Below are 20,281 nucleotides of genomic sequence, written 5' to 3' on the forward strand. Positions count from 1 at the left end.
AAGGGAAACCGCAGATTCTTAGGATGAACATCTAAGGAGAAGTGATTTTGATGAAGAAGTATTCTTTAAAGGCGTTTGTAAGTATTGCAGTATTGGGAGCGGTGGCGTTTGTCATCATGTTAATTCAGTTTCCATTATTGCCAAGTGCACCATTTTTAAAACTAGATTTCAGTGATATTCCTGCTATTATTGGCGGTTTATTATTCGGACCGCTTGCGATTGTGTTGATTGAGTTTGTGAAGAATGTCTTGGAGTATTTAGTAACGGGGAGCTTTGTTGGGGTCCCAATCGGGGAATTAGCGAATTTCTTATCTGGTATTTGTTTCGTGCTACCGATTTACTATGTTTTCCGCTATACACGCTCGACGAAAGCGATGATTTTAGGTGCTGGGATTGGTGCGGTGACGATGACAGTGATGATGTCGTTGTTTAATTACTTTATTTTGTTGCCTTTTTATATCACGGTTGGAGGTTTGCCTGCTGGAACGAATATTGCAGCGCTTGTTACGACGGCGATTATACCGTTTAATTTGCTAAAGGGTGTCGTTGTAGGAGCGGTATTCATCTTAGTTTACGGCAGAATGAGATCGTGGATTTTGAAAAATACGATTGTAAAATTAAAGGTGAAAAAAGATAAGAAGCATCACGGCGTTGTGTAATGCTTTTTGAGATAGTCAGGATTCAAATTTTAGCGGATCGCCTTGAAATGGGTGGTCCGCTATTTTTATGGATAGGGATGGGCAGGCTTGTTCAGCGTCAATCGCGTCGTTTTCTAATTGCGATGGGATGGGTTTAGTGCCGCTGTTATGATCAAGTGTGTTGTAGGCTAGGCCCTCGTCGTTGTAGTCGAAAATAGCGGGAGCCTGGACGGAACACGCACCGCACGCGATGCATGTAGATTGGTCGACAATGGTATATTTCATGCTTTTTGATACCTCCTAGTTTTAGTTGGGAAACGCTTCTTTCTGTTATTATAGAACCATTTGGAGAAAGTGTCTAATAAGGGGTTAAAAAACTTTTTTTGAGAAATAGGGATGCCGAACAAATGTTTTCGTGTTAGAATAGATGAAAAGAACGGAAAGGAGCTGGTTGGGGTGGATGAATTAGATCATTATTTGTTGGCGATTATTGCGTCTTTTCCATTGAAACGAAAACCGGCTTTTTTGTTTGCGGTTGCGACGGGAAAACGGACGGGGCAGGCGGTGCAGGATTCGCATTTGTTTGGAGTGACCTCTCTATTTGGCTGTGTGCCGACGCTCAGACAGATGAATTTTGATGCGAGGCTACAGCGGATGCAGCAGGATGGTTTGCTCCGCATAACGGAAGATGGTGTTGGATTATTGACGGAAATCGAGACGCCATTTAGGACGCGCTTTCCGTACATAGACGGATTTTTGTATCAAAATCGGACGGGGCCTTTTTTTGAAAGGTTGCTTTTAGCGATTCAGGTTTTTAGTAATTTCAAACATGAACAAAAGCATTATTTACCGATTATTCGGGATGAGCAGTCCCAAATGGCGGTGAAACGGTGGTTGACGGAGCATTTGGCGGGTGAGACAAAAGATGTGATACGTGGGCATTTTTATTTGGAGTTGGAGCAATGGTTGCAGCAGGTGGATGGTGCGCTTTATGTCGCGCGTTTTTCTGGTGGGGATTATATTGGTAAAACAGCCCTTCAAGTGGCTACGGAACTAGGGTTATCGCCCTGGGAATATTATTTTGCGTGGGTGAATGGTTTGCACCAGTTGTTTGCTCGGATGGCGCATGATTTTCCGCTTTTATTTGGATTGATGCCAGATGCAGCGCAAGGATTGACGAGTTCGGCTCGGAAAACGTGGCAACTTGCGGAACAAGGTGTTTCATTTGAGAAGATGGCTGCGGTAAGGCATTTGAAAGAAAGCACAATTCAAGATCATATAGTCGAAATTGCGGCGACGATTCCAGGGTTTTATGTGGCATCTTGGGTGGATGATGAGATGGTTACGGCGATTTCCCAACAACAATGGCGATCTTTAAAGGATATCAAGCAGGCATTTCCAGCATTGGATTATTTCCAAATTAGATTAGCGCTGATTACTAGAAGGAGTGGCGTCATATGCAGTTAGAGCAGGAATTAGAACGTTTTTTTAGGGTTCCGTGATTTTAGAGTGGGTCAGCGTGAAGTCGTGACACACGTATTGGAGGGGAAAGATTGCTTTGCGATGTTACCAACGGGGACTGGAAAAACGGTATGCTACCAGTTGTCCGGATATTTGCTAGATGGTACGGTACTTATTGTATCGCCACTTTTGTCGTTGATGCAAGATCAGGTGGAGCGGATGCGAGCCAATGGAGAAAAACGAGTAGTTGCGCTGAACAGTTTCCTTAGTTTGCAGGAGAAACAGCGCGCGCTTGAGGATTTATCGGCGTATAAATTTATTTTTGTTTCTCCGGAAATGCTTGCTAATAGGCAAATTCGGATGGCAATTAAGCGCTTGACGATTGGGCTTTTTGTAGTGGATGAGGCGCATTGCATTTCTCAGTGGGGGCACGATTTTAGACCGGATTATTTGGAACTTGGTGCGGTTAGGGAGGAACTTGGCTCCCCGGTGACGCTCGTTTTGACAGCGACAGCGACGAAAAAAGTGCGCGCGGATATTAAAACGCAATTGCGTTTGATGATGTGTACGGATGTGATCCATTCTGTAGATCGACCGAATATCGCGATGGATGTGCAAAAATTGGATTCGAGGCTTGAGAAGCAGGCGCAACTTTTGAAATTGACGGGTTCGCTAAAAGGACCTGGTATCGTTTATTTTTCTAGTAAGAAATTGGCGGAGCGTTATGCTTATGAGATTGCAGAACAGCATGGGTTGCGTACGGCTTTTTATCACGGGGATATGAGTGGTGAGGACCGTGTGACGATTCAGCAGCAGTTTATTCAGAATCAACTCCATCTTATTTGTGCGACGAGTGCGTTTGGAATGGGGATTGATAAAGGGGATATTCGTTATGTGATTCATTTTCATATGCCGGGTGATTTGGAGGCGTATTTACAGGAGATTGGTCGTGCTGGAAGGGATGGCGCGCCGAGTATTGCGATTTTGCTTTATGTGGATGGGGATGAGGCGATTCAATTGCAGCTTCAGGATCGTGATTTGCCAGAAGAAGAACTGGTGCATTTAAGCCCGGCTTTGACAGAGCAGCTACCGATAACGGAGCGGCGTTTTCTGGAATTTTATCGGGAGCTTGGTTTGACCCCCAACCAAATTAAAGAGAAAATCCAGTTTCGCAAGGGCTGGAAACGTGAAAACCTCTATACCTTTTTGAATTTCATAAAAGGGATCACGTGTCGGCGTCGTTTTGTTCGTCATTATTTTGAAGAAGTGGAAAAAGAAGGGGCTGTTTCCAATTGTTGCGATATTTGCGGCGTGAACCTTTCTGATTTCAAGGGCGAGAATGCGGCGATAGAGGAGCAACAAGATTGGCAGAAATATTTGGAGTACTTACTGAAATGAGGGCGGCATATGGCGAATACGGTTGAGTTAATGAAAAATATGTCCAAAAAAGAAATAACACGCGTTTTTTTTATTGCAAAATGGGTTGTTAATTTCACTCGGAATTGGTATGATTTTTATTAGTCTTGGTATTTAAATTGGATGGAGCGGCTGAGCTTTGTCCGTGCTTGTGCATTTTCGGTATTTAAATAAAGTATATCTGTTGTTCAATGTTATAATAACTAGTATAATTATTGCAGGACTATTTCAATTTAGTAATCAGAATTTAATTGCCGTAATAATATTTCATATCCTGTTCCATTTTATTGGTGCGTTAGATATGAGAAATAGATATCAGAATGAAGGAGGGGTCGCGCGTGGTTAAGAAAGAAGACGAAAATATGAGTAAGGCAGACGATCAAGAGTTTAAACAATTAGGTGACGAGTACGATGATGATTATATTGATTCGATTCCATCACGCTCCCAAAGCAGACGTGCTAATAAATCAAAGAAAGCTATTTTTCGCTATCCAATATTGAATTTATTAATTATTTTCTTTTTGCTTATTCCGATTGTGTGTTTAGGTGTGTATTTGTTCGTGCTTAATTTCGGCTCTAATAGCGATGACAAAGTGACGACGGAGAACGCCCAAACAGAGACAACGAAGCCAAAAGAAGTGAATATCGCGAGCAATGAAGAGAAAATAAAAGAAGCGAAAGAGAAAGCCGCAGCGGAGGCAAAAGCCAAAGAAGAAGCGGACAAGAAGGCTGTTTTAGAGAAACAACAAGCGGAAGAAGCAGCGAAGAAGGAAGAAGAAGCTCAGAAAGCCGCGGCTGAAAAAGCAGAGCAAGATCGAATTGCAGCTGCAAAAGCTGAAGAAACGCGTAAACAAGAAGAAACTGCAGCTGCGAATAAAGCAGAAGAAGAGCGTTTGGCAGCCGAAGCGAGGCAGAAAGAAAAGGATGCCACAGAGAAAGCAGCGAATGAGGCAGGATCCTCTCACACTGTTGCTGCTGGCGATACGCTATACAAAATTGCGCGTCAAGCCTACGGTAATACAAACGTGGCAGCGAATGTCGCAAAAATTAAGCAAGCGAATAGCATAACGAATGACAACGTGCCAATTGGAACGGTGCTTAAGATTCCACAATAAACATATGAAAAAAATAAGAAAAATCGAGAATGACAACGAACCGTTTTTCTCGATTTTTTTCTGGGAAGCAAGGTGTGTTTTTTGGCAAAAGTAGCTTTGATTACGACGGGTGGAACGATTGCGAGTACGAAAACGGAGTCGGGGCGTTTGGCTTCGGGGGAACTCTCTGGGCAAGAATTGGCGGCGCTTTGTGAACTGCCCGCAGAAATTCAGATTGACATTTTTTCGACGTTTCAGTTGCCATCGATGCATATTACGTTTCAAGATTTGTTGTCGTTAAAGGATTTGGTGACGCAAATTTTTAAGGATGATACATACGATGGGATTGTCGTGACACACGGGACGGATTCCCTGGAGGAAACGGCTTATTTTCTTGATTTGGCGATTAGCGATGCTAGGCCGGTTGTCGTAACGGGATCGCAACGGGCGCCTGGTGAAGCTGGATCGGATGCTTATATTAATATTCGGCATGCGATTTATACGGCGAGCGTGAAGGAACTGCGTGATACTGGGACAGTTGTCGTTTTCAATGAACGTATTTTTGCAGCGCGCTATGTTAAGAAAGTCCATGCATCCAATATTCAAGGATTTGGCGCATTTGGATTTGGTTACTTAGGCATCATCGATAACGATCAAGTTTTTCTATATCAGAAACCTGTGGAGCATGAATCGTACCCAATTAAGCGCGCGATGCCATCCGTTTACATCGTGAAATGTTACTTGGAAGCGGATGGATTATTTATCGATGCAGCGTGTGATGCTGGTGCGGATGGAATCGTTTTGGAAGGCGTGGGACGGGGGCAAGTAGCGCCGAGAATGATGCCGGCAATCGAACGTGCATTAGCAGCGGGCATTCCGATTGTTATCTCGACAAGCGCTGAAGAAGGCAATGTTTACACAACTTATGATTACGAAGGTAGCACGTATGATCTCTATAAAAAAGGGGTCATTCTCGGGAAAGATTATGACAGCAAAAAGGCACGCATGAAATTGGCGGTTTTAATTGCTGCGGAAGAAGAGATTTGCCAAACTAATTTCAGATAAGACAAAGGAGTCGAACCATAAAATGAGCAAAAAGATTTGTATCGCGATTGACGGACCTGCTGCTGCGGGAAAAAGTACGGTGGCAAAAATTGTCGCGAAGGAATTGCATTATATTTATATTGATACAGGAGCGATGTACCGCGCTGTTACCTATGCTGCAATTTCGCAAAAAGTACCGCTAAATGATGAGGCGGCACTAGGCGAAATGCTGGAGGAAACATCCATTCGCTTCGAGCCAGGGGAAGTACAGCAAGTATTTATTGGTGGAGAAAACGTGACGGAAGTGATTCGTTCGTTGGAAGTAACCGCGAATGTCTCTGAAGTTGCAGCACACCCCGTCGTGCGAGAAGAGTTGCAGAAACGACAACAAGTTTTCGCGATAGAAGGCGGTATTGTGATGGATGGTCGTGATATTGGCACAGCGGTTTTACCACATGCGGAGCTGAAAATATTCTTGCTAGCAAGCGTCGATGAACGTGCAGAACGTCGTTATAAAGAGAATGTCTCCAAAGGGTTTCCGAGCAATTTGGAGCAATTAAAAAAAGAGATAGAAGAACGCGATCACCTCGATTACACAAGAGAACACTCGCCATTGCAGAAGGCGGAGGACGCGATTGAGCTTGATACGACATCGATGAGCATTGCGGAAGTAGCGACAGCGATTCACCAATTAGCGGAAGAAAAAATCGCTGAGTAAGTCTATACAATTTCTATGGAAGTCTAGATTTGCAGTTTATTTTTATTTTTAGTAAGAAAAATCACGTGAATTCGACCTAAAAAACTTGACAAATGAACGTATTTGTAGGAAGTTAGTAGAGAGAGAATTTATCTCGCTAACAGGATTTTCGAAAACCTATTTTAGATTGAATTCGTATTCATGCTTATTTTATCGCTTTTTTTGCGCTTACTTATCTTGAAACAGTCAATCTTGGGAAAGTCCTAGCTTACGATAAACGTTTTTAGAGGAGGGCTATACATGTCTGAAGAATTAAATGATGTAGAAGTTAGAAATTTTGAAGAAGGCGACAAAGTAACTGGTACTGTTACTAGTGTAGAGGATAAACAGGTTTACGTTGGTATTCCTGATTCCAAACTAGATGGTGTTGTCCCAATCAGTGAATTATCTAATGTTCATATTGAGCAAGCATCTGATGTTGCGAGTGTTGGCGATACGTTAGACCTAATCGTTTTGAAAGTAGAAGACGATGTATTGGTATTATCTAAACGTAAAGTAGACGCGCTTCAATCTGTCGATGATATTAAAGCGAAATTCGAATCTGGTGAAGTATTCGAAGCAGTCGTTAATGATGTTGTAAAAGGCGGCTTAGTAGTTGATCTTGGCGTGCGCGCATTCGTTCCTGCATCCCTTGTAGAGGACCATTTTGTAGAAGATTTTGCGTCTTATAAAGACCAAACGTTGACATTTAAAGTGGTAGAATTTGAGCCAGAGAACAACCGTGTGATTTTATCGCATCGTGCTGTTGTCGAAGCAGAAAAATCAGGCAAGAAACAAGAACGTTTGAATGAAATTAAAGAAGGCGATGTTGTCGAAGGAACGGTTCAACGCTTAACTAGCTTTGGCGCTTTCGTTGATATGAATGGCATTGATGGTTTAGTTCACATTTCTCAAATCTCTTACCAACATATCGCATCACCATCTGACGTTTTAGAAGAAGGACAAACCGTGACAGTAAAAGTTATTGGTGTAGATCCAGCAAATGAACGCATCTCTTTATCCATTAAAGAAACACAACCGGGCCCTTGGGATGATATCTCTGAAAAAGCGCCAGTTGGTTCTGTTCTAAAAGGTAAAGTAGCGCGTCTTGTAACATTCGGTGCCTTTGTTGAAATTTTTCCAGGTGTCGAAGGATTAGTCCACATTTCTCAAATTTCGCATCAACATATTGGTACACCTCAAGAAGTACTAAAAGAGGGCCAAGAAATTGAAGTGAAGGTTCTGGATGTGAATGAAGTAGACAAGCGCTTGTCACTTAGCATTAAAGAGTTGACAGAAGCGCCTGCTGAGGTTGCTGATTATGAGTTGCCAGAAGAAAGCACCGGGTTCCAACTTGGTGATTTAATCGGCGACAAACTAAAGAATTTAAAGACAACAGATGATAAATAAGCGATAAAGTTTTAACTTCCAGAGGTTAGAAAAAACTACTAAACATGATTTTCTGCTAAACCTCAACGTGTCGAGAAATGCCTAGTTTCTAGGCAAAGGCGAGTACCGGAGTGGTACGTATGTGGTACGTGAGCATCGGAACGGAGCTTTTAACGACGAAAATGGGTATTTGTCGACGCGCTGAAAGTTCTAACTTTTTTATCCGCTGGGGCGGGAAGCTAGTATCACGTATTGTTTACGTGTTACCAGCTCCTCGCTTTTTATTTGTGAAATTTAAGTTGATACTAGGCGTGTTTACTGTTAAACTAAAGAAAGTCTGAAGTAATTTAAAGAAAAAGAAGGTGAAATAATGGTTAAACCAGTAGTAGCAATTGTCGGTCGTCCGAACGTCGGCAAATCCACTATTTTCAACCGCATCGTCGGCGAACGTGTCTCGATTGTGGAAGATATTCCAGGTGTCACGCGGGACCGGATTTATAATTCGGCTGATTGGCTTGGACGTGATTTTAATATTATTGATACAGGTGGAATTGATTTAGGAGATGAGCCATTTTTAGCGCAAATTAAGGCGCAGGCAGAGATCGCGATTGATGAAGCAGACGTTATCATTTTTATTACGAATGGTCGTGAAGGCGTAACAGATGCAGATGAACAAGTGGCCAAAATTTTATATCGATCTAAAAAACCGATTGTTTTAGCGATTAATAAAGTCGATAATCCGGAGATGCGCGATCAGGTTTATGATTTCTATTCGCTTGGATTCGGCGAGCCCTTCCCAATTTCGGGATCGCATGGTTTGGGTCTTGGAGATTTACTAGATGAAGTCTTCAAGAAATTCCCAGAACTTGACGAAGAAGAATACGATGAAAATGTAATCAAATTCTCTCTTATTGGCCGCCCGAATGTTGGTAAATCCTCCATTTTGAATGCTTTATTAGGCGAACAGCGCGTGATTGTTTCAGATATTGCTGGAACGACGCGTGATGCGATTGATACGCCTTATGAATTTGAAGGGCAAGAGTACGTGATGATTGATACAGCCGGGATGCGTAAACGCGGGAAAGTATATGAATCGACAGAAAAATATAGCGTATTACGTGCGATGCGAGCGATTGAACGAAGCGACGTTGTTTTAGTTGTGTTGAATGCCGAAGAAGGAATTCGTGAGCAAGATAAGCGAATTGCAGGCTATGCACATGAAGCCGGACGCGGTATTTTAGTTGTGGTAAACAAATGGGATGCCATTGAAAAAGACGAGAAAACAATGAACGCGTTTATTCAAGATATCCGTGAACAATTCCTATTCTTGTCGTATGCACCGATTGTATTCGTGTCAGCGGTAACGAAACAACGCTTGACTAACCTATTCCCAATGATTAACGACATCAGCAACAACCATTCTTTACGCGTACAGTCAAGTCTATTGAACGATGTTATCATGGATGCCGTTGCAATGAACCCATCACCAATGGATAAAGGCAAACGTCTGAAAATCTACTACACGACGCAGGTTGCGGTTAGACCACCAACGTTTGTAGTCTTTGTAAACGAACCAGAAATGATGCATTTCTCTTACGAACGATTCTTAGAAAATCGAATTCGCGATGCCTTCCCATTTGATGGTACACCGATTCGTTTAATCGCACGCCAGAGAAAATAAAGGAGAGATTTTAATGACGAAAAAACAAAAGATTGCTGTTCTTGGTGCTGGAAGTTGGGGCACTGGATTGGCACTAGTTTTGATTGAAAATGGGCATGATGTTGTTATTTGGGGAAATCACGCAGAAGTGGTTGAGGAACTGAATACCAAGCATACCAATCAACATTATCTTCCTGATATGACGCTTTCACCGAAGATGCGAGCAACTCTCGTATTGGAGGAAGCCCTAGCCGGCGCGGAGATGGTCGTTATTGCGATTCCGACGAGCGCTATGAGGATTGTTTGTAGTCAACTAAATGATGCCTTAAAAGAGCCGACATTGCTTGTGCACGTGAGTAAAGGTATTGAGCCTGATACCAACTTGCGGATGACACAAGTGATCGAGGAAGAAATTGAACCTGAGAAACGTTCTGCGCTTGTTGTTTTATCTGGGCCTAGCCATGCCGAAGAGGTTGTCCGTCACCATCCAACAACGCTTTGCGCGAGTTGCAAAGATTTAGCAGCTGCGGAAATTGTTCAGGATGCTTTTTTAAACAATAATTTGCGGGTTTATACGAATGAGGACGTGATTGGTGCTGAAATTGGCGGCGCTTTGAAAAATATTATCGCACTTGGCGCTGGAATTACAGATGGCCTGGGTTACGGCGATAATGCCAAAGCAGCCTTAATGACGCGCGGTATGGCTGAAATTACGCGACTTGGCGTAACGGCTGGCGCTGATCCACAGACGTTTTATGGACTAACTGGTATCGGTGATTTGATCGTTACATGTACAAGTGTGCACTCGAGAAACTGGCGTGCTGGCAATATGCTTGGTAAAGGTGAGAGCTTGGAACGTGTTCTTAAAAACATGGGAATGGTCGTGGAAGGCGTGCGCACAGCTAAAGCAGTTCATCAATGGGCGAAAAAGCTCGATATTGACATGCCAATCACAGAAGCAATCTACCAAGTCCTATTTGAAAAAGAAGACCCTCAGATTGCCGTTGACCGCCTGATGGGGCGCGATCGCAAACTAGAAAAAGAAGAGTATTAAAAGAATCTGCTTTATATGATATTTCACCCAAACTTTTAGCGTGTCAACGAAAATGAGTGTTTGTTGACACGCTGAAAACCTCCTGCAGCTTATTTTGTAGGGGGTTTTATGTTACTATAGAGTTAAAATCTAGACAAATTTGGAGGGATAAACGATGATACAAGTGCAAAGAACAGGAACACAATTGTCGCTTACGTGGTCGTCAGGAGATATTCCAGCGGGTTCAACGATTTATCAGAGCCATACAGCAGAACCTAGCGCATCAAAAAAACAGTTATTAGTAATAGATAAAGAGACACATTTTCTACTTTTAACAGAGGATTTGCCGGTCTTTTTCACGATTCAAAAGCCAGATGGATCGAAGGAAGTCATCGGGGAACGAATCATTCCATTGGAAGGTTGTTTCAATTTTCGAGATTTAGGTGGTTACGTGAACACAGCTGGAAAAACGGTGAAGTGGGGGCAATTATACCGTTCTTCGCTCCTTACCAATTTGACGGCTAAAGATGAGTTAACACTAGAAAAAATGGGGATAAAGTGGGTTTGCGATCTGCGTAGTACGTCCGAGATTGCAGCGAAACCATCACCATCCCTTCCAGGTGTTGCGAACCGTCATATTCCGATTGGAACGGCTAAAAATGAGTCGAGTGAAACGCAAAAAATGGAGATTCCAGAGGATCATCGTGTCTATGAACCTTTGATGGGAGAAAGCTATCGTGTTTTTGTGCAATCTAAAGATGGTTTTCGTGAAATTCTAGAATATGTCATTGATCAAGAAGATTTGCCATTCCTATTCCATTGCACGGCCGGAAAGGATCGTACAGGCGTTTTAGGGGCCCTTTTATTAAAGTTGTTAGATATACCGGAAAAAACGATTCTAGCCGATTATGAGCTTACAAATCAATATGCGGATGACATTCTAGGTGAGATGCAAGGTCTAGTCGAAGCATTCTCGGGAAATACAGAAAAAATAGAACTTGAAAATTTCCGGCCAATGGCAGAAGCGAAAGCCGCCTATTTAGAAATTGCTTTTGATGAGATGAAGAAACAATACGGTTCGGTAGATGCTTATTTGGAAAAAGGAATTGGAATTAGCGCTTCCAAAAAAGCAAAATTCCAATCTATGATGTTAGAAGGATAATAGTAGTTGAAACCTAGAGTTGTCAGGCAAAAGCGCCGATTTCTGTTCATTTTTTAAGGAATTTGAACTATTTTTCCTATTTGGTGTGTTTTTACTTGCTATTATAGGTCTCTCGCGTTAGTATTATGCTTAACAGCTTGATACAATCACGTTTCCAGAACTAGGACTAGAAGGATTAAAGAAAATCTTTTTTTGTAAAAAAATAAAGCTTCTCGCTTCTAAATCCTTGCAGTTGTAGGGATAATGTGATAATCTTTTATCAGAATCACTGAAATGGCGATAAAATGCCATTCCAGCTGAAATTCTTCTTAGAATTTCCATAGAAGTTTAGCTTATTTTGGGAAATGGATAATACAAGTGTTAAGGAAGACCTGCTCATTTGGTATTATTCTCTTAAGGAGGTGAAAAAACAATGGCAAACAAAACTGATTTAGTAAATAGCGTAGCAGAACTTGCAGATCTTTCTAAAAAAGACGCTGCTAAAGCTGTAGAAGCTGTTTTTGAAACTATCCAAACTTCTTTATCTAAAGGTGAAAAAGTTCAATTAATCGGATTTGGTAACTTTGAAGTTCGTGAACGTGCTGCCCGTAAAGGACGCAACCCACGTACGAAGGAAGAGATTGACATTCCTGCAAGCAAAGTTCCTGCATTCAAACCAGGTAAGGCGCTTAAAGAAGCTGTTAAATAACTACATACACTTTTTAAGCACAAAAAAAAAAGGAGTTCCCCGGAATTCCTTTTTTTTGTTGCCTAAATGTAAGTTTACTAGTTCACAAAAAATGTTAACCACTGAATTATGAATAGCTATAAATCATTTTCTCTAGGCTGTAGGACGTACATTCTACTTCACACAAGCCGAGCGAAAGCGTTTGTATTCCGCGAAACAACAATGGATTACATGCTCGTTTCACTCTCATACATATTGGGGCTGTAACTCTTTTCATGTCGAACAGCCCCAACAATGCGAACGATTGCCACCGATTTATCTGTTGTAGCAACAAAACCATGAGTGATTAACATTTACCTGGTTTACTTGCTATGTTAAAATAACGAGGTAGGTAACGACGGGTTTATAAAGGGGAATATTATGGAGCAAATAGATAAACAAAAGATTGCAGATGCGGTCAAAATTATTTTAGAGGCGGTTGGAGAGAATCCTGAGCGCGAAGGATTACTTGATACGCCAATGCGTGTTGCAAGAATGTATGAAGAAGTTTTTTCTGGATTGCAAAAGGATCCTTCGATTCATTTTAATACGGTTTTTGAAGAGCAGCATGAAGAACTGGTTTTAGTGAAAGATATTCGGTTTTCGTCGATGTGTGAGCATCACTTAGTGCCGTTTTTTGGCGTAGCGCATGTAGCTTATTTGCCGCAAAATGGTCGGGTAGCTGGGCTTAGCAAGTTGGCGCGTGTGGTAGATGATGTAAGTAAACGTCCGCAATTGCAAGAGCGTATTACGACAACGGTAGCGGAAATTATGATGGATAAATTAAAACCGCTTGGCGTCATGGTTATTTTAGAGGCGGAGCATATGTGTATGACGATTCGTGGTGTCAATAAACCAGGTGCCAGAACGGTTACAAGTGCTGTTCGTGGGGCTTTTAGAAATGATGATAAGTTGCGTAGTGAGGTTATGGCGCTCATTAAGAATTAAGCGGCTAGCCAAGCTGATGGCGATTTTTGTGAAGGTTATGGTATAATTTACGATACAGGATAAACGAGATTTGAAGGGGATTTTGTAAATGAGTTATCAAGGTGGCGTAGCGCAGTTGAAACAGGTAGAGGCACTTGTTTTAGATCAGACAGCTTATCGTTTTTTAGGCGAAAATTTTGATGGGCCGAAAATGGATAAGGATCAGATGTTGTGGCTACATGAGGCGATTAGAGGGACTGATTTAGACGATGGTGTGGCTCATCAGGTGATTGGTGCGACACTGTATGTGATTTTAGCTCATGATACGCACGATGAGATTGATGAGCCGGGTGATGTGAAGCAAAAAACGTGGCAAGAACGCCAATTAACGGTGCTTGCTGGTGATTTTTATAGTAGTTTATATTACCGGGCGTTGTCTGAATTTGGTATGATTGATTTGCTGGCGGCTTTACAACGTGGTGTCCAAGAGACGAATGAGGCGAAGGTCAATCTTTATCAATTGCATATTACTGGCGACGAGGATTATTTAGCACATTTAGTGATGTCCAAAGCAGCTATTTTTTCTAGGTTTGCGACTTATTTCGGGTGCGATGAGGCTTTTACGTTTGTTGGGGCGCGCGCGATTTTGCTGACGTATCTTTTAGAGGAACGTAAAAATTGGTTGGTGACTGGTAGTTCGTTGTTTCAGGCGGCATATGAGCACGGGTATATGGCATTAAATGCGCAGGCTGATTTTGCGATGTGGTTAGAGGATTTGATTGTGACACTAAAGGCTGAAATCAAGGCAAATATGGGCGGGTTAGCGATTTCTGATATGACAGAGAAACGTTTGCAGGAGCTACTCGGACGATAGAGGAGAAATGATGGGTATGATAGAAACGAAAGAAGAGAAAGTTCACAATGTGTTCGAAAAAATTTCTCCTAGCTATGACCGAATGAATAGCTTGATTAGTTTCCATTTACACGCGAAATGGCGTCAAACAACGATGGATTTTATGCGTGTGAAGGCTGGTTCTTCGGCGCTTGATGTTTGTTGTGGGACGGCGGATTGGACGCTTGCGATGGCGGAAGCGGTTGGTGCGGAAGGTTCGGTTATTGGTCTGGATTTTAGTGAGAACATGTTGGCGGTAGGTCAAGAAAAAGTGATCGACTCGCCGTATTCTAATATTACATTAATGCATGGGAATGCGATGGAATTGCCATTTGCGGATAATTCGTTTGATTATGTGACGATTGGTTTTGGTTTGCGCAACGTGCCGGATTATATGACGGTTTTGCAGGAAATGTACCGTGTGTTGAAACCGGGTGGATTGTTGACTTGTTTGGATACATCAACACCAACGATTCCGGGTTATAATCAGCTATTCTTCTTTTATTTCCGCCATATGATGCCTTTAATGGGTAAATTATTTGCAAAAAGTTATGAAGAATACGCTTGGTTGGAAGAATCGACGCGAAGTTTCCCAGGTATGAAAAAATTAGCAGATATGTTCCAAGAGGCTGGATTTAATCATGTCCGTTATGTTCCACATAGTGGTGGGGCGAGCGCGACGCATTTTGGGTATAAAAAGAAAGAACAATAGGTGGGGCAGATGAAACTTAATTTTCTATATTCTAATATTCAAGCGGATGTGGCTACCATTGAAGAGGAATTGCGCAGAGCAGTTGCATCCGAACAGGCACCTTTAATTGAAGAGGCGGCTTTACAACTCCTTGATGCTGGAGGAAAGCGGATTAGACCGATTTTTGTTTGCCTCACAGCACGGCTTGGTCAGTTTGAATGGAATCAGGTAGAGCAGGCGGCAGTGGCAGTGGAATTAATACATATGGCGTCGATTGTGCATGATGATGTGGTAGATGATGCGGATGTGAGGCGTGGACTTCCAACCATTAAGTCGAAGTGGGGGAACCACGTTGCGATGTATACAGGGGACTTCTTGTTTGCGAAGTCACTGGAATACATGACAAAAATTATGAACCAAGAGGCGCACCAAGTGCTTTCGAATGTGACGGTGGAGCTTGCTGTTGGTGAGATTGAACAATTGCGTGCCAAATACAACTTCAATCAAAATGTACGGACGTATTTGCGCCGAATTAAGCGTAAGACGGCACTTTTGATTGCAGCAAGTTGTCAGCTTGGCGGGATTGTAGCACAATTGGATTCGAAGCTGCATCGGAAACTGTTTTTGTTTGGGTATTATGTAGGGATGTCGTTCCAGATTACGGATGATATTCTTGATTTTACTGGATCGGAGAAGTCGCTTGGTAAGCCGGCGGGGGATGATTTGCGACAAGGAAATATTACCTTGCCTGTCTTTTTTGCGATGGAGGATGAGACTTTTCGGATGAAGTTGCGTGAGATTACGGAGCAGACGTCAAAAGATGAGATGCAAGCATTTATTGCAGCGATTAAAGCATCTGGGGCGATTAAGAAATCGGAAGCGGTTGCGGAGAGTTATTTGCAAAAGGCGATTGCGATTTTAGAGGAGTTTCCACCGTCGAAGGAACTGAAGCCATTGAAGCAGATTGTGCAATTTTTGGATAAGAGAAAATACTAGGAGGTAGGAAGATGGAGAGAACGTATTTGATGGTAAAACCGGATGGTGTCGAGCGTGGCTTGATTGGTGAAGTCGTGGCGCGTTTGGAGAAAAAAAGGACTCAAATTAGTTGGTGCAAAGTTGATGCGTATTAATGAAGAATTGGCAAAACAACATTACGCGGAGCATATCGGCAAGCCTTTCTTTCCAGATCTCTTAGAATTTATCACATCTGGTCCAGTTTTTGCCATGGTTTGGGAAGGCGACGAGGCAGTTGCGATTGCGCGCTTGATGATGGGCAAAACGAACCCGCTTGAGGCTGAACAAGGAACGATTCGCGGGGATTTCGCGGTACATATGAATCGGAATGTGATTCATGGCTCGGATTCGGTCGAAAGTGCGGCGCGTGAGATTGGTTTATTTTTTAAAGCAGAAGAGTTGCTGTCGTATGATAAAGCGATAGATGTGTGGTTATAGATAATGATGCTAGGGCGTTTGTATTTGGAGATTGGAGTGAACCGGAATTTACAGAAGAGCCGGAAGTTCGCAAGTCTTCCAAATAGAAGCGCTTTTTGTGTATTTAGTGAGTTTTGGCGCTTTTCTTGTTTACGTAGGTGGCAAATTATGATATGATACTACACATACACTTTAAAGCGCTAAAATAATAAGACTTATTTTTGAAATAAAAGAAAGATTAAATAGATGGAGAGGAAGTTGAAAAATGAGATATTTAACAGCGGGAGAATCACATGGTCCAGGACTTACGACAATTATTGAGGGATTGCCAGCAGGGATGCCGCTTTTGGCGGAGGATATTAATACGGATTTGAAGAGACGTCAAGGTGGACACGGACGTGGTGCACGGATGCGTATTGAAACGGATCGGGCGCAAATTTCAGCAGGGGTTCGTCACGGTAAAACGATGGGATCGCCTGTTGCTATTTTTGTGGAGAATAAAGATTGGAAAAAATGGGAAACGGTGATGAGTATTGAGCCAGTACCTGCGGAAAAAGAGGCATCGCGGAAAGTTTCTCGTCCACGTCCAGGTCATGCGGATTTGGTTGGTGGGATGAAATACGGACATCGTGATATGCGCAATGTATTGGAGCGTTCTTCGGCTCGTGAAACAACGGTACGGGTTGCGGCTGGTGCGATTGCTCGGAAATTATTGCTAGAGCTCGGCATTGAAGTTGCTGGGCATGTGCTCGAAATCGGTGGTGTGCGTGCGGAATTGACGCGTGATTATTCGATTAAGGAGATTCAAGAGATTTCTGAGGCGTCTTCTGTGCGTTGTTTGGATATGGCAAAAGAAGAAGAGATGAAGCAGAAGATCGATGAAGCGAAGAAAAATGGCGATACGATTGGCGGTATTGTCGAAGTTGTCGTTGGTGGCGTACCTGCTGGCCTTGGTAGCTATGTGCAATGGGATCGTAAGCTTGATGCGAAAATTGCGCAGGCTATCGTCAGCATCAATGCGTTTAAAGGTGCGGAGTTTGGCGTTGGTTTTGAAGCGGCACGTAAACCTGGTAGTGAAGTCATGGATGAGATTCTGTGGTCGGAGGAAGATGGTTATACGAGACGCACGAACAATCTTGGTGGTTTTGAAGGTGGGATGACGAACGGGATGCCGATTGTGGTTCGCGGTGTTATGAAGCCGATTCCAACATTATACAAGCCTCTTCAAAGTGTGGATATTGATTCGAAGGAAGTATTTAACGCGAGCGTGGAGCGTTCTGATAGCTGTGCTGTTCCTGCGGCGAGTGTTGTTGCGGAAGCCGTTGTTGCTTGGGAAGTAGCGCAAGCGATCTTGGAGAAATTTGATAGCGATCGTTTTGATGTACTACGGGCGCATGTGGAAGAGCATCGTGCCATGACGAAGGAGTTTTAAAAAATGGCAGAAATCACGGTGACGACGAAGGATAAGGTGTACTCGGTCTATATTAGCCAGAATGCGTTGCGTGAGCAAGCGGAGAGCTTGGTTGCAGAACTGAGCCGTTTTTCGCAAGTGTTTGTGATGACCGATGCGAACGTCGCGGAAATTCACATGGCGAAAATGAACGAACTGCTTGCTCCGCTTGAAAAGGTTTCGTATTATGTGACGCCTGCTGGTGAAGAAGCGAAGACGTTTGCGGTGTATGAGGATGCGATGACGAAAGCAATTGAGATTGGTCTGGATCGCAAATCGGTCTTGCTTGCTTTTGGTGGTGGCGTGATTGGTGATTTAGGCGGTTTCGTTGCTTCGACGTATATGCGAGGTATTGCGTTTTACCAAATTCCGACGACAGTTTTGGCGCATGATAGTGCAGTTGGCGGGAAGGTAGCGATTAATCACCCATTAGGCAAAAATATGGTCGGGAATTTTTATCAACCGGAGGCCGTGATTTATGATACGTCTTTACTTGGGACGCTTTCGGAGCGGGAAATGCGTTCTGGTTTTGCGGAATTGGTGAAGCATGCGTTGATTCAGGACCCGGCGTTGCTTGTGGAATTGATGGCAACGTATAAAACACCGATGGATTTGTATAGCGTGGATTTGACAAACTATCTTGCGCGCGGTATTGAGATTAAGGCGGAGATTGTGTCGCAGGATGAGACGGAGCAAGGTGTTCGTGCATATTTGAATTTTGGACATACGATGGGACATGCGATTGAGGCCTACGGTGAATTTGGCAAATGGCTTCATGGGGAGTCAATTATGTTCGGGATGATTTATGCGCTGGACATGAGTGAGCGGTTATTAGGTCTATCTTTTGATAAAGAAGCATTGCTTAAATGGCTTGCCGCACTGGGGTATGATGTGCAAATGCCTGCGAATCTGGATTTTGCTGTTTTGTTAGAAAATATGAAGCATGATAAAAAGACGACATTTAACGAAATAACGATGATATTGCTTGAAGAAATTGGCAAACCGAAAATTCAAAAAGTGTCGGATGATGTGATAGAAGCAACATTTAGAAGAGTGAGTCAGGAGGCGTAGAGAAATGATCAGAGGTATTAGAGGGGCAACAACGGTGACGGAGAATACGCCGGAAGCGATTTATAAGGCAACGATTGCGCTATTCGAAGCGATTGTGACGGAAAATGGTTTGACACCAGATGCGATTTCGTCAATTTTGACATCGGTGACGGGTGATATTGATGCGGCGTTTCCTGCTAAGCCGATTCGTGAATTAGCTGGTTTTCAGTTTGTGCCGATTATGGGTGTGATGGAAATTCCAGTAACAGGCGCGCTGGCGATGTGTGTCCGTTTGATGGTTAATGCGGAGGTTGGCGAAGTCGCGCAGCAAGATGTGGTACACGTTTATTTAGAAGGTGCACGGGTTTTACGACCAGATTTGGCGAAGTAGGAGGTAACAGGAATGAAATGGAAAACGACTTTAAACGGTTTACATTCATATAAACCAGGAAAACGAGAAGAGCAGGTAATGACCGAACTTGGCTTGACGGAAATTACGAAACTATCTTCGAATGAAAATCCACATGGCGTTTCTGAAAAAGTGGCGGATTATTTGAAGCAAGTCGACGTGCGTGTTGAAATCTACCCAGATGGCTGGGCGTCAGATTTACGAACGCAACTTGCAACGTATCACGGTGTACAGGAAGAGGAACTTGTCTTCACGAGTGGCGTCGATGAGTTGATTGCTTTACTATCACGGACATTGTTGTCTCCTTCGACGAGCACCGTCATGGGCAGACCAACTTTCCCGCAATATCGCCAAAACGCATGCATTGAAGGTGCAGAAGTTCGCGAAATCGCGTTGACGAAAAATGGTGATCATGATTTGCCGGAAATGCTTGCTGCTATTGATGAGACGACGAGTATTGTTTGGCTCTGCAACCCGAATAATCCGACTGGCAATTACATAGCGCTAGATGCGATTATTTCGTTTTTGCGTCAAGTTCCGAAAGACGTCTTAGTTGTGCTAGATGAGGCATATATTGAATACGTGGAACCTCAGCCAGAGACACATACAGCGCTGATTTATGAGTTTTCGAATCTGATCATTACGCGCACATTTAGTAAAATTTATGGACTCGCTAGTTCTCGCGTTGGTTACGGTATTGCGAACGCCGAAATTATTAGCCACATTAATATTGTGAGACCGCCATTTAATACGACGACAATGGGGCAAAAATTAGCGCAGATTGCATTGGCGGATCAGGATTTTATTGAGAAATGTCGTGTGGAAAATGCAACTGGTCGCAAACAATATGAAGCTTTCGCAGCCCAAAATGAGGCGGTTTTTGTGTATCCATCACAAGGGAATTTTGTATTAGTTGATATGGGGCAACCGGCGGACGATGTGTTTCACTATTTAGAAAAGAATGGCTATATCGTGCGTTCTGGCTCTGCGCTTGGTTTCTCGACAGCTGTACGGATAACGATTGGAAAAGCGTCGGAAAATGCAGCGGTGATTGCGTTGCTGCAACAATTAGTAAAGTAAGGGGTTTTGGAG

The 20,281-nt window shown here is 43.1% G+C and carries 20 protein-coding genes and 2 pseudogenes; 21 read left to right on the top strand and 1 reads right to left on the bottom strand.

Annotation, left to right across the window (positions count from 1 at the left end):
* Positions 1-50: 50 nt before the first annotated feature.
* Positions 51-659, top strand: a complete 609-nt coding sequence (locus PCORN_RS05320; protein WP_036078268.1) for an ECF transporter S component — start codon at positions 51-53, stop codon at positions 657-659.
* Between the two features lie 15 nt (positions 660-674).
* Here the strand turns inward: PCORN_RS05320 and PCORN_RS05325 are convergent, their stop codons facing one another.
* Positions 675-923, bottom strand: a complete 249-nt coding sequence (locus PCORN_RS05325) for a ferredoxin (protein ID WP_036078270.1) — start codon at positions 921-923, stop codon at positions 675-677.
* Between the two features lie 171 nt (positions 924-1,094).
* Between PCORN_RS05325 and PCORN_RS05330 the strand changes: the two genes are divergently transcribed.
* From PCORN_RS05330 to hisC, 20 genes and pseudogenes are all read left to right on the top strand, one after another.
* Positions 1,095-2,105, top strand: a complete 1,011-nt coding sequence (locus tag PCORN_RS05330; protein WP_036078526.1) for a YpbB family protein — start codon at positions 1,095-1,097, stop codon at positions 2,103-2,105.
* Positions 2,096-3,497 (top strand): annotated as a pseudogene (locus tag PCORN_RS05335) (RecQ family ATP-dependent DNA helicase). The gene PCORN_RS05330 and the pseudogene PCORN_RS05335 overlap by 10 nt, the downstream one beginning before the upstream one ends.
* 356 nt (positions 3,498-3,853) lie before the next feature.
* Positions 3,854-4,630: a LysM peptidoglycan-binding domain-containing protein gene (locus PCORN_RS05345; protein ID WP_051999275.1), complete on the top strand. Its 777-nt coding sequence runs from the start codon at positions 3,854-3,856 to the stop codon at positions 4,628-4,630.
* Positions 4,631-4,711: 81 nt separating this feature from the next.
* The gene (locus PCORN_RS05350) at positions 4,712-5,674 is read left to right on the top strand and encodes an asparaginase (protein ID WP_036078275.1); all 963 of its coding nucleotides are present in this window, start codon (positions 4,712-4,714) and stop codon (positions 5,672-5,674) included.
* Positions 5,675-5,696: 22 nt separating this feature from the next.
* The gene (gene cmk / locus PCORN_RS05355) at positions 5,697-6,371 is read left to right on the top strand and encodes a (d)CMP kinase (protein WP_036078277.1); all 675 of its coding nucleotides are present in this window, start codon (positions 5,697-5,699) and stop codon (positions 6,369-6,371) included.
* A 279-nt stretch (positions 6,372-6,650) separates the two neighbouring features.
* A complete protein-coding gene (rpsA, locus tag PCORN_RS05360; RefSeq protein WP_036078279.1) occupies positions 6,651-7,799 on the top strand; it encodes a 30S ribosomal protein S1 in 1,149 nt (382 codons plus the stop codon).
* 119 nt (positions 7,800-7,918) lie between these two features.
* A complete protein-coding gene (locus PCORN_RS05365) occupies positions 7,919-8,119 on the top strand; it encodes a hypothetical protein (protein WP_036078282.1) in 201 nt (66 codons plus the stop codon).
* A gap of 29 nt (positions 8,120-8,148) precedes the next feature.
* Entirely contained in the window at positions 8,149-9,459 is a 1,311-nt protein-coding gene (gene der, locus PCORN_RS05370; RefSeq protein ID WP_036078284.1) for a ribosome biogenesis GTPase Der, read from the top strand.
* Positions 9,460-9,472: 13 nt separating this feature from the next.
* On the top strand, positions 9,473-10,492 hold the full coding sequence (locus PCORN_RS05375; protein WP_036078286.1) for an NAD(P)H-dependent glycerol-3-phosphate dehydrogenase: 1,020 nt from the start codon (positions 9,473-9,475) through the stop codon (positions 10,490-10,492).
* A 157-nt stretch (positions 10,493-10,649) separates the two neighbouring features.
* A complete protein-coding gene (locus PCORN_RS05380) occupies positions 10,650-11,633 on the top strand; it encodes a tyrosine-protein phosphatase (protein WP_036078528.1) in 984 nt (327 codons plus the stop codon).
* Positions 11,634-12,045: 412 nt separating this feature from the next.
* On the top strand, positions 12,046-12,321 hold the full coding sequence (locus tag PCORN_RS05385) for an HU family DNA-binding protein (protein ID WP_003720260.1): 276 nt from the start codon (positions 12,046-12,048) through the stop codon (positions 12,319-12,321).
* 399 nt (positions 12,322-12,720) lie between these two features.
* Positions 12,721-13,287: a GTP cyclohydrolase I FolE gene (gene folE / locus PCORN_RS05390; RefSeq protein WP_036078290.1), complete on the top strand. Its 567-nt coding sequence runs from the start codon at positions 12,721-12,723 to the stop codon at positions 13,285-13,287.
* An 88-nt stretch (positions 13,288-13,375) separates the two neighbouring features.
* Positions 13,376-14,140 (top strand): heptaprenyl diphosphate synthase component 1, encoded by a 765-nt coding sequence (locus PCORN_RS05395; RefSeq protein ID WP_036078292.1) that lies wholly within the window; start codon positions 13,376-13,378, stop codon positions 14,138-14,140.
* A 16-nt stretch (positions 14,141-14,156) separates the two neighbouring features.
* Positions 14,157-14,870, top strand: a complete 714-nt coding sequence (locus PCORN_RS05400) for a demethylmenaquinone methyltransferase (RefSeq protein ID WP_036078529.1) — start codon at positions 14,157-14,159, stop codon at positions 14,868-14,870.
* A gap of 9 nt (positions 14,871-14,879) precedes the next feature.
* Positions 14,880-15,845: a heptaprenyl diphosphate synthase component II gene (gene hepT, locus PCORN_RS05405; RefSeq protein ID WP_036078294.1), complete on the top strand. Its 966-nt coding sequence runs from the start codon at positions 14,880-14,882 to the stop codon at positions 15,843-15,845.
* A gap of 11 nt (positions 15,846-15,856) precedes the next feature.
* A pseudogene (gene ndk / locus PCORN_RS05410) lies at positions 15,857-16,301 on the top strand (nucleoside-diphosphate kinase).
* 244 nt (positions 16,302-16,545) lie between these two features.
* Positions 16,546-17,712: a chorismate synthase gene (aroC, locus tag PCORN_RS05415; RefSeq protein WP_036078297.1), complete on the top strand. Its 1,167-nt coding sequence runs from the start codon at positions 16,546-16,548 to the stop codon at positions 17,710-17,712.
* 3 nt (positions 17,713-17,715) lie between these two features.
* Entirely contained in the window at positions 17,716-18,801 is a 1,086-nt protein-coding gene (gene aroB / locus PCORN_RS05420) for a 3-dehydroquinate synthase (protein WP_036078299.1), read from the top strand.
* A gap of 7 nt (positions 18,802-18,808) precedes the next feature.
* Positions 18,809-19,171, top strand: a complete 363-nt coding sequence (gene aroH, locus PCORN_RS05425) for a chorismate mutase (RefSeq protein ID WP_051999288.1) — start codon at positions 18,809-18,811, stop codon at positions 19,169-19,171.
* 12 nt (positions 19,172-19,183) lie between these two features.
* Positions 19,184-20,269 carry a histidinol-phosphate transaminase gene (gene hisC / locus PCORN_RS05430; protein ID WP_036078303.1) on the top strand — a complete coding sequence of 362 codons (1,086 nt, stop codon included), beginning with the start codon at positions 19,184-19,186 and terminating at the stop codon, positions 20,267-20,269.
* The last annotated feature ends 12 nt before the right edge of the window (positions 20,270-20,281 follow it).

It is taken from the genome of Listeria cornellensis FSL F6-0969 (assembly GCF_000525855.1).
Lineage (GTDB): Bacteria > Bacillota > Bacilli > Lactobacillales > Listeriaceae > Listeria_A > Listeria_A cornellensis.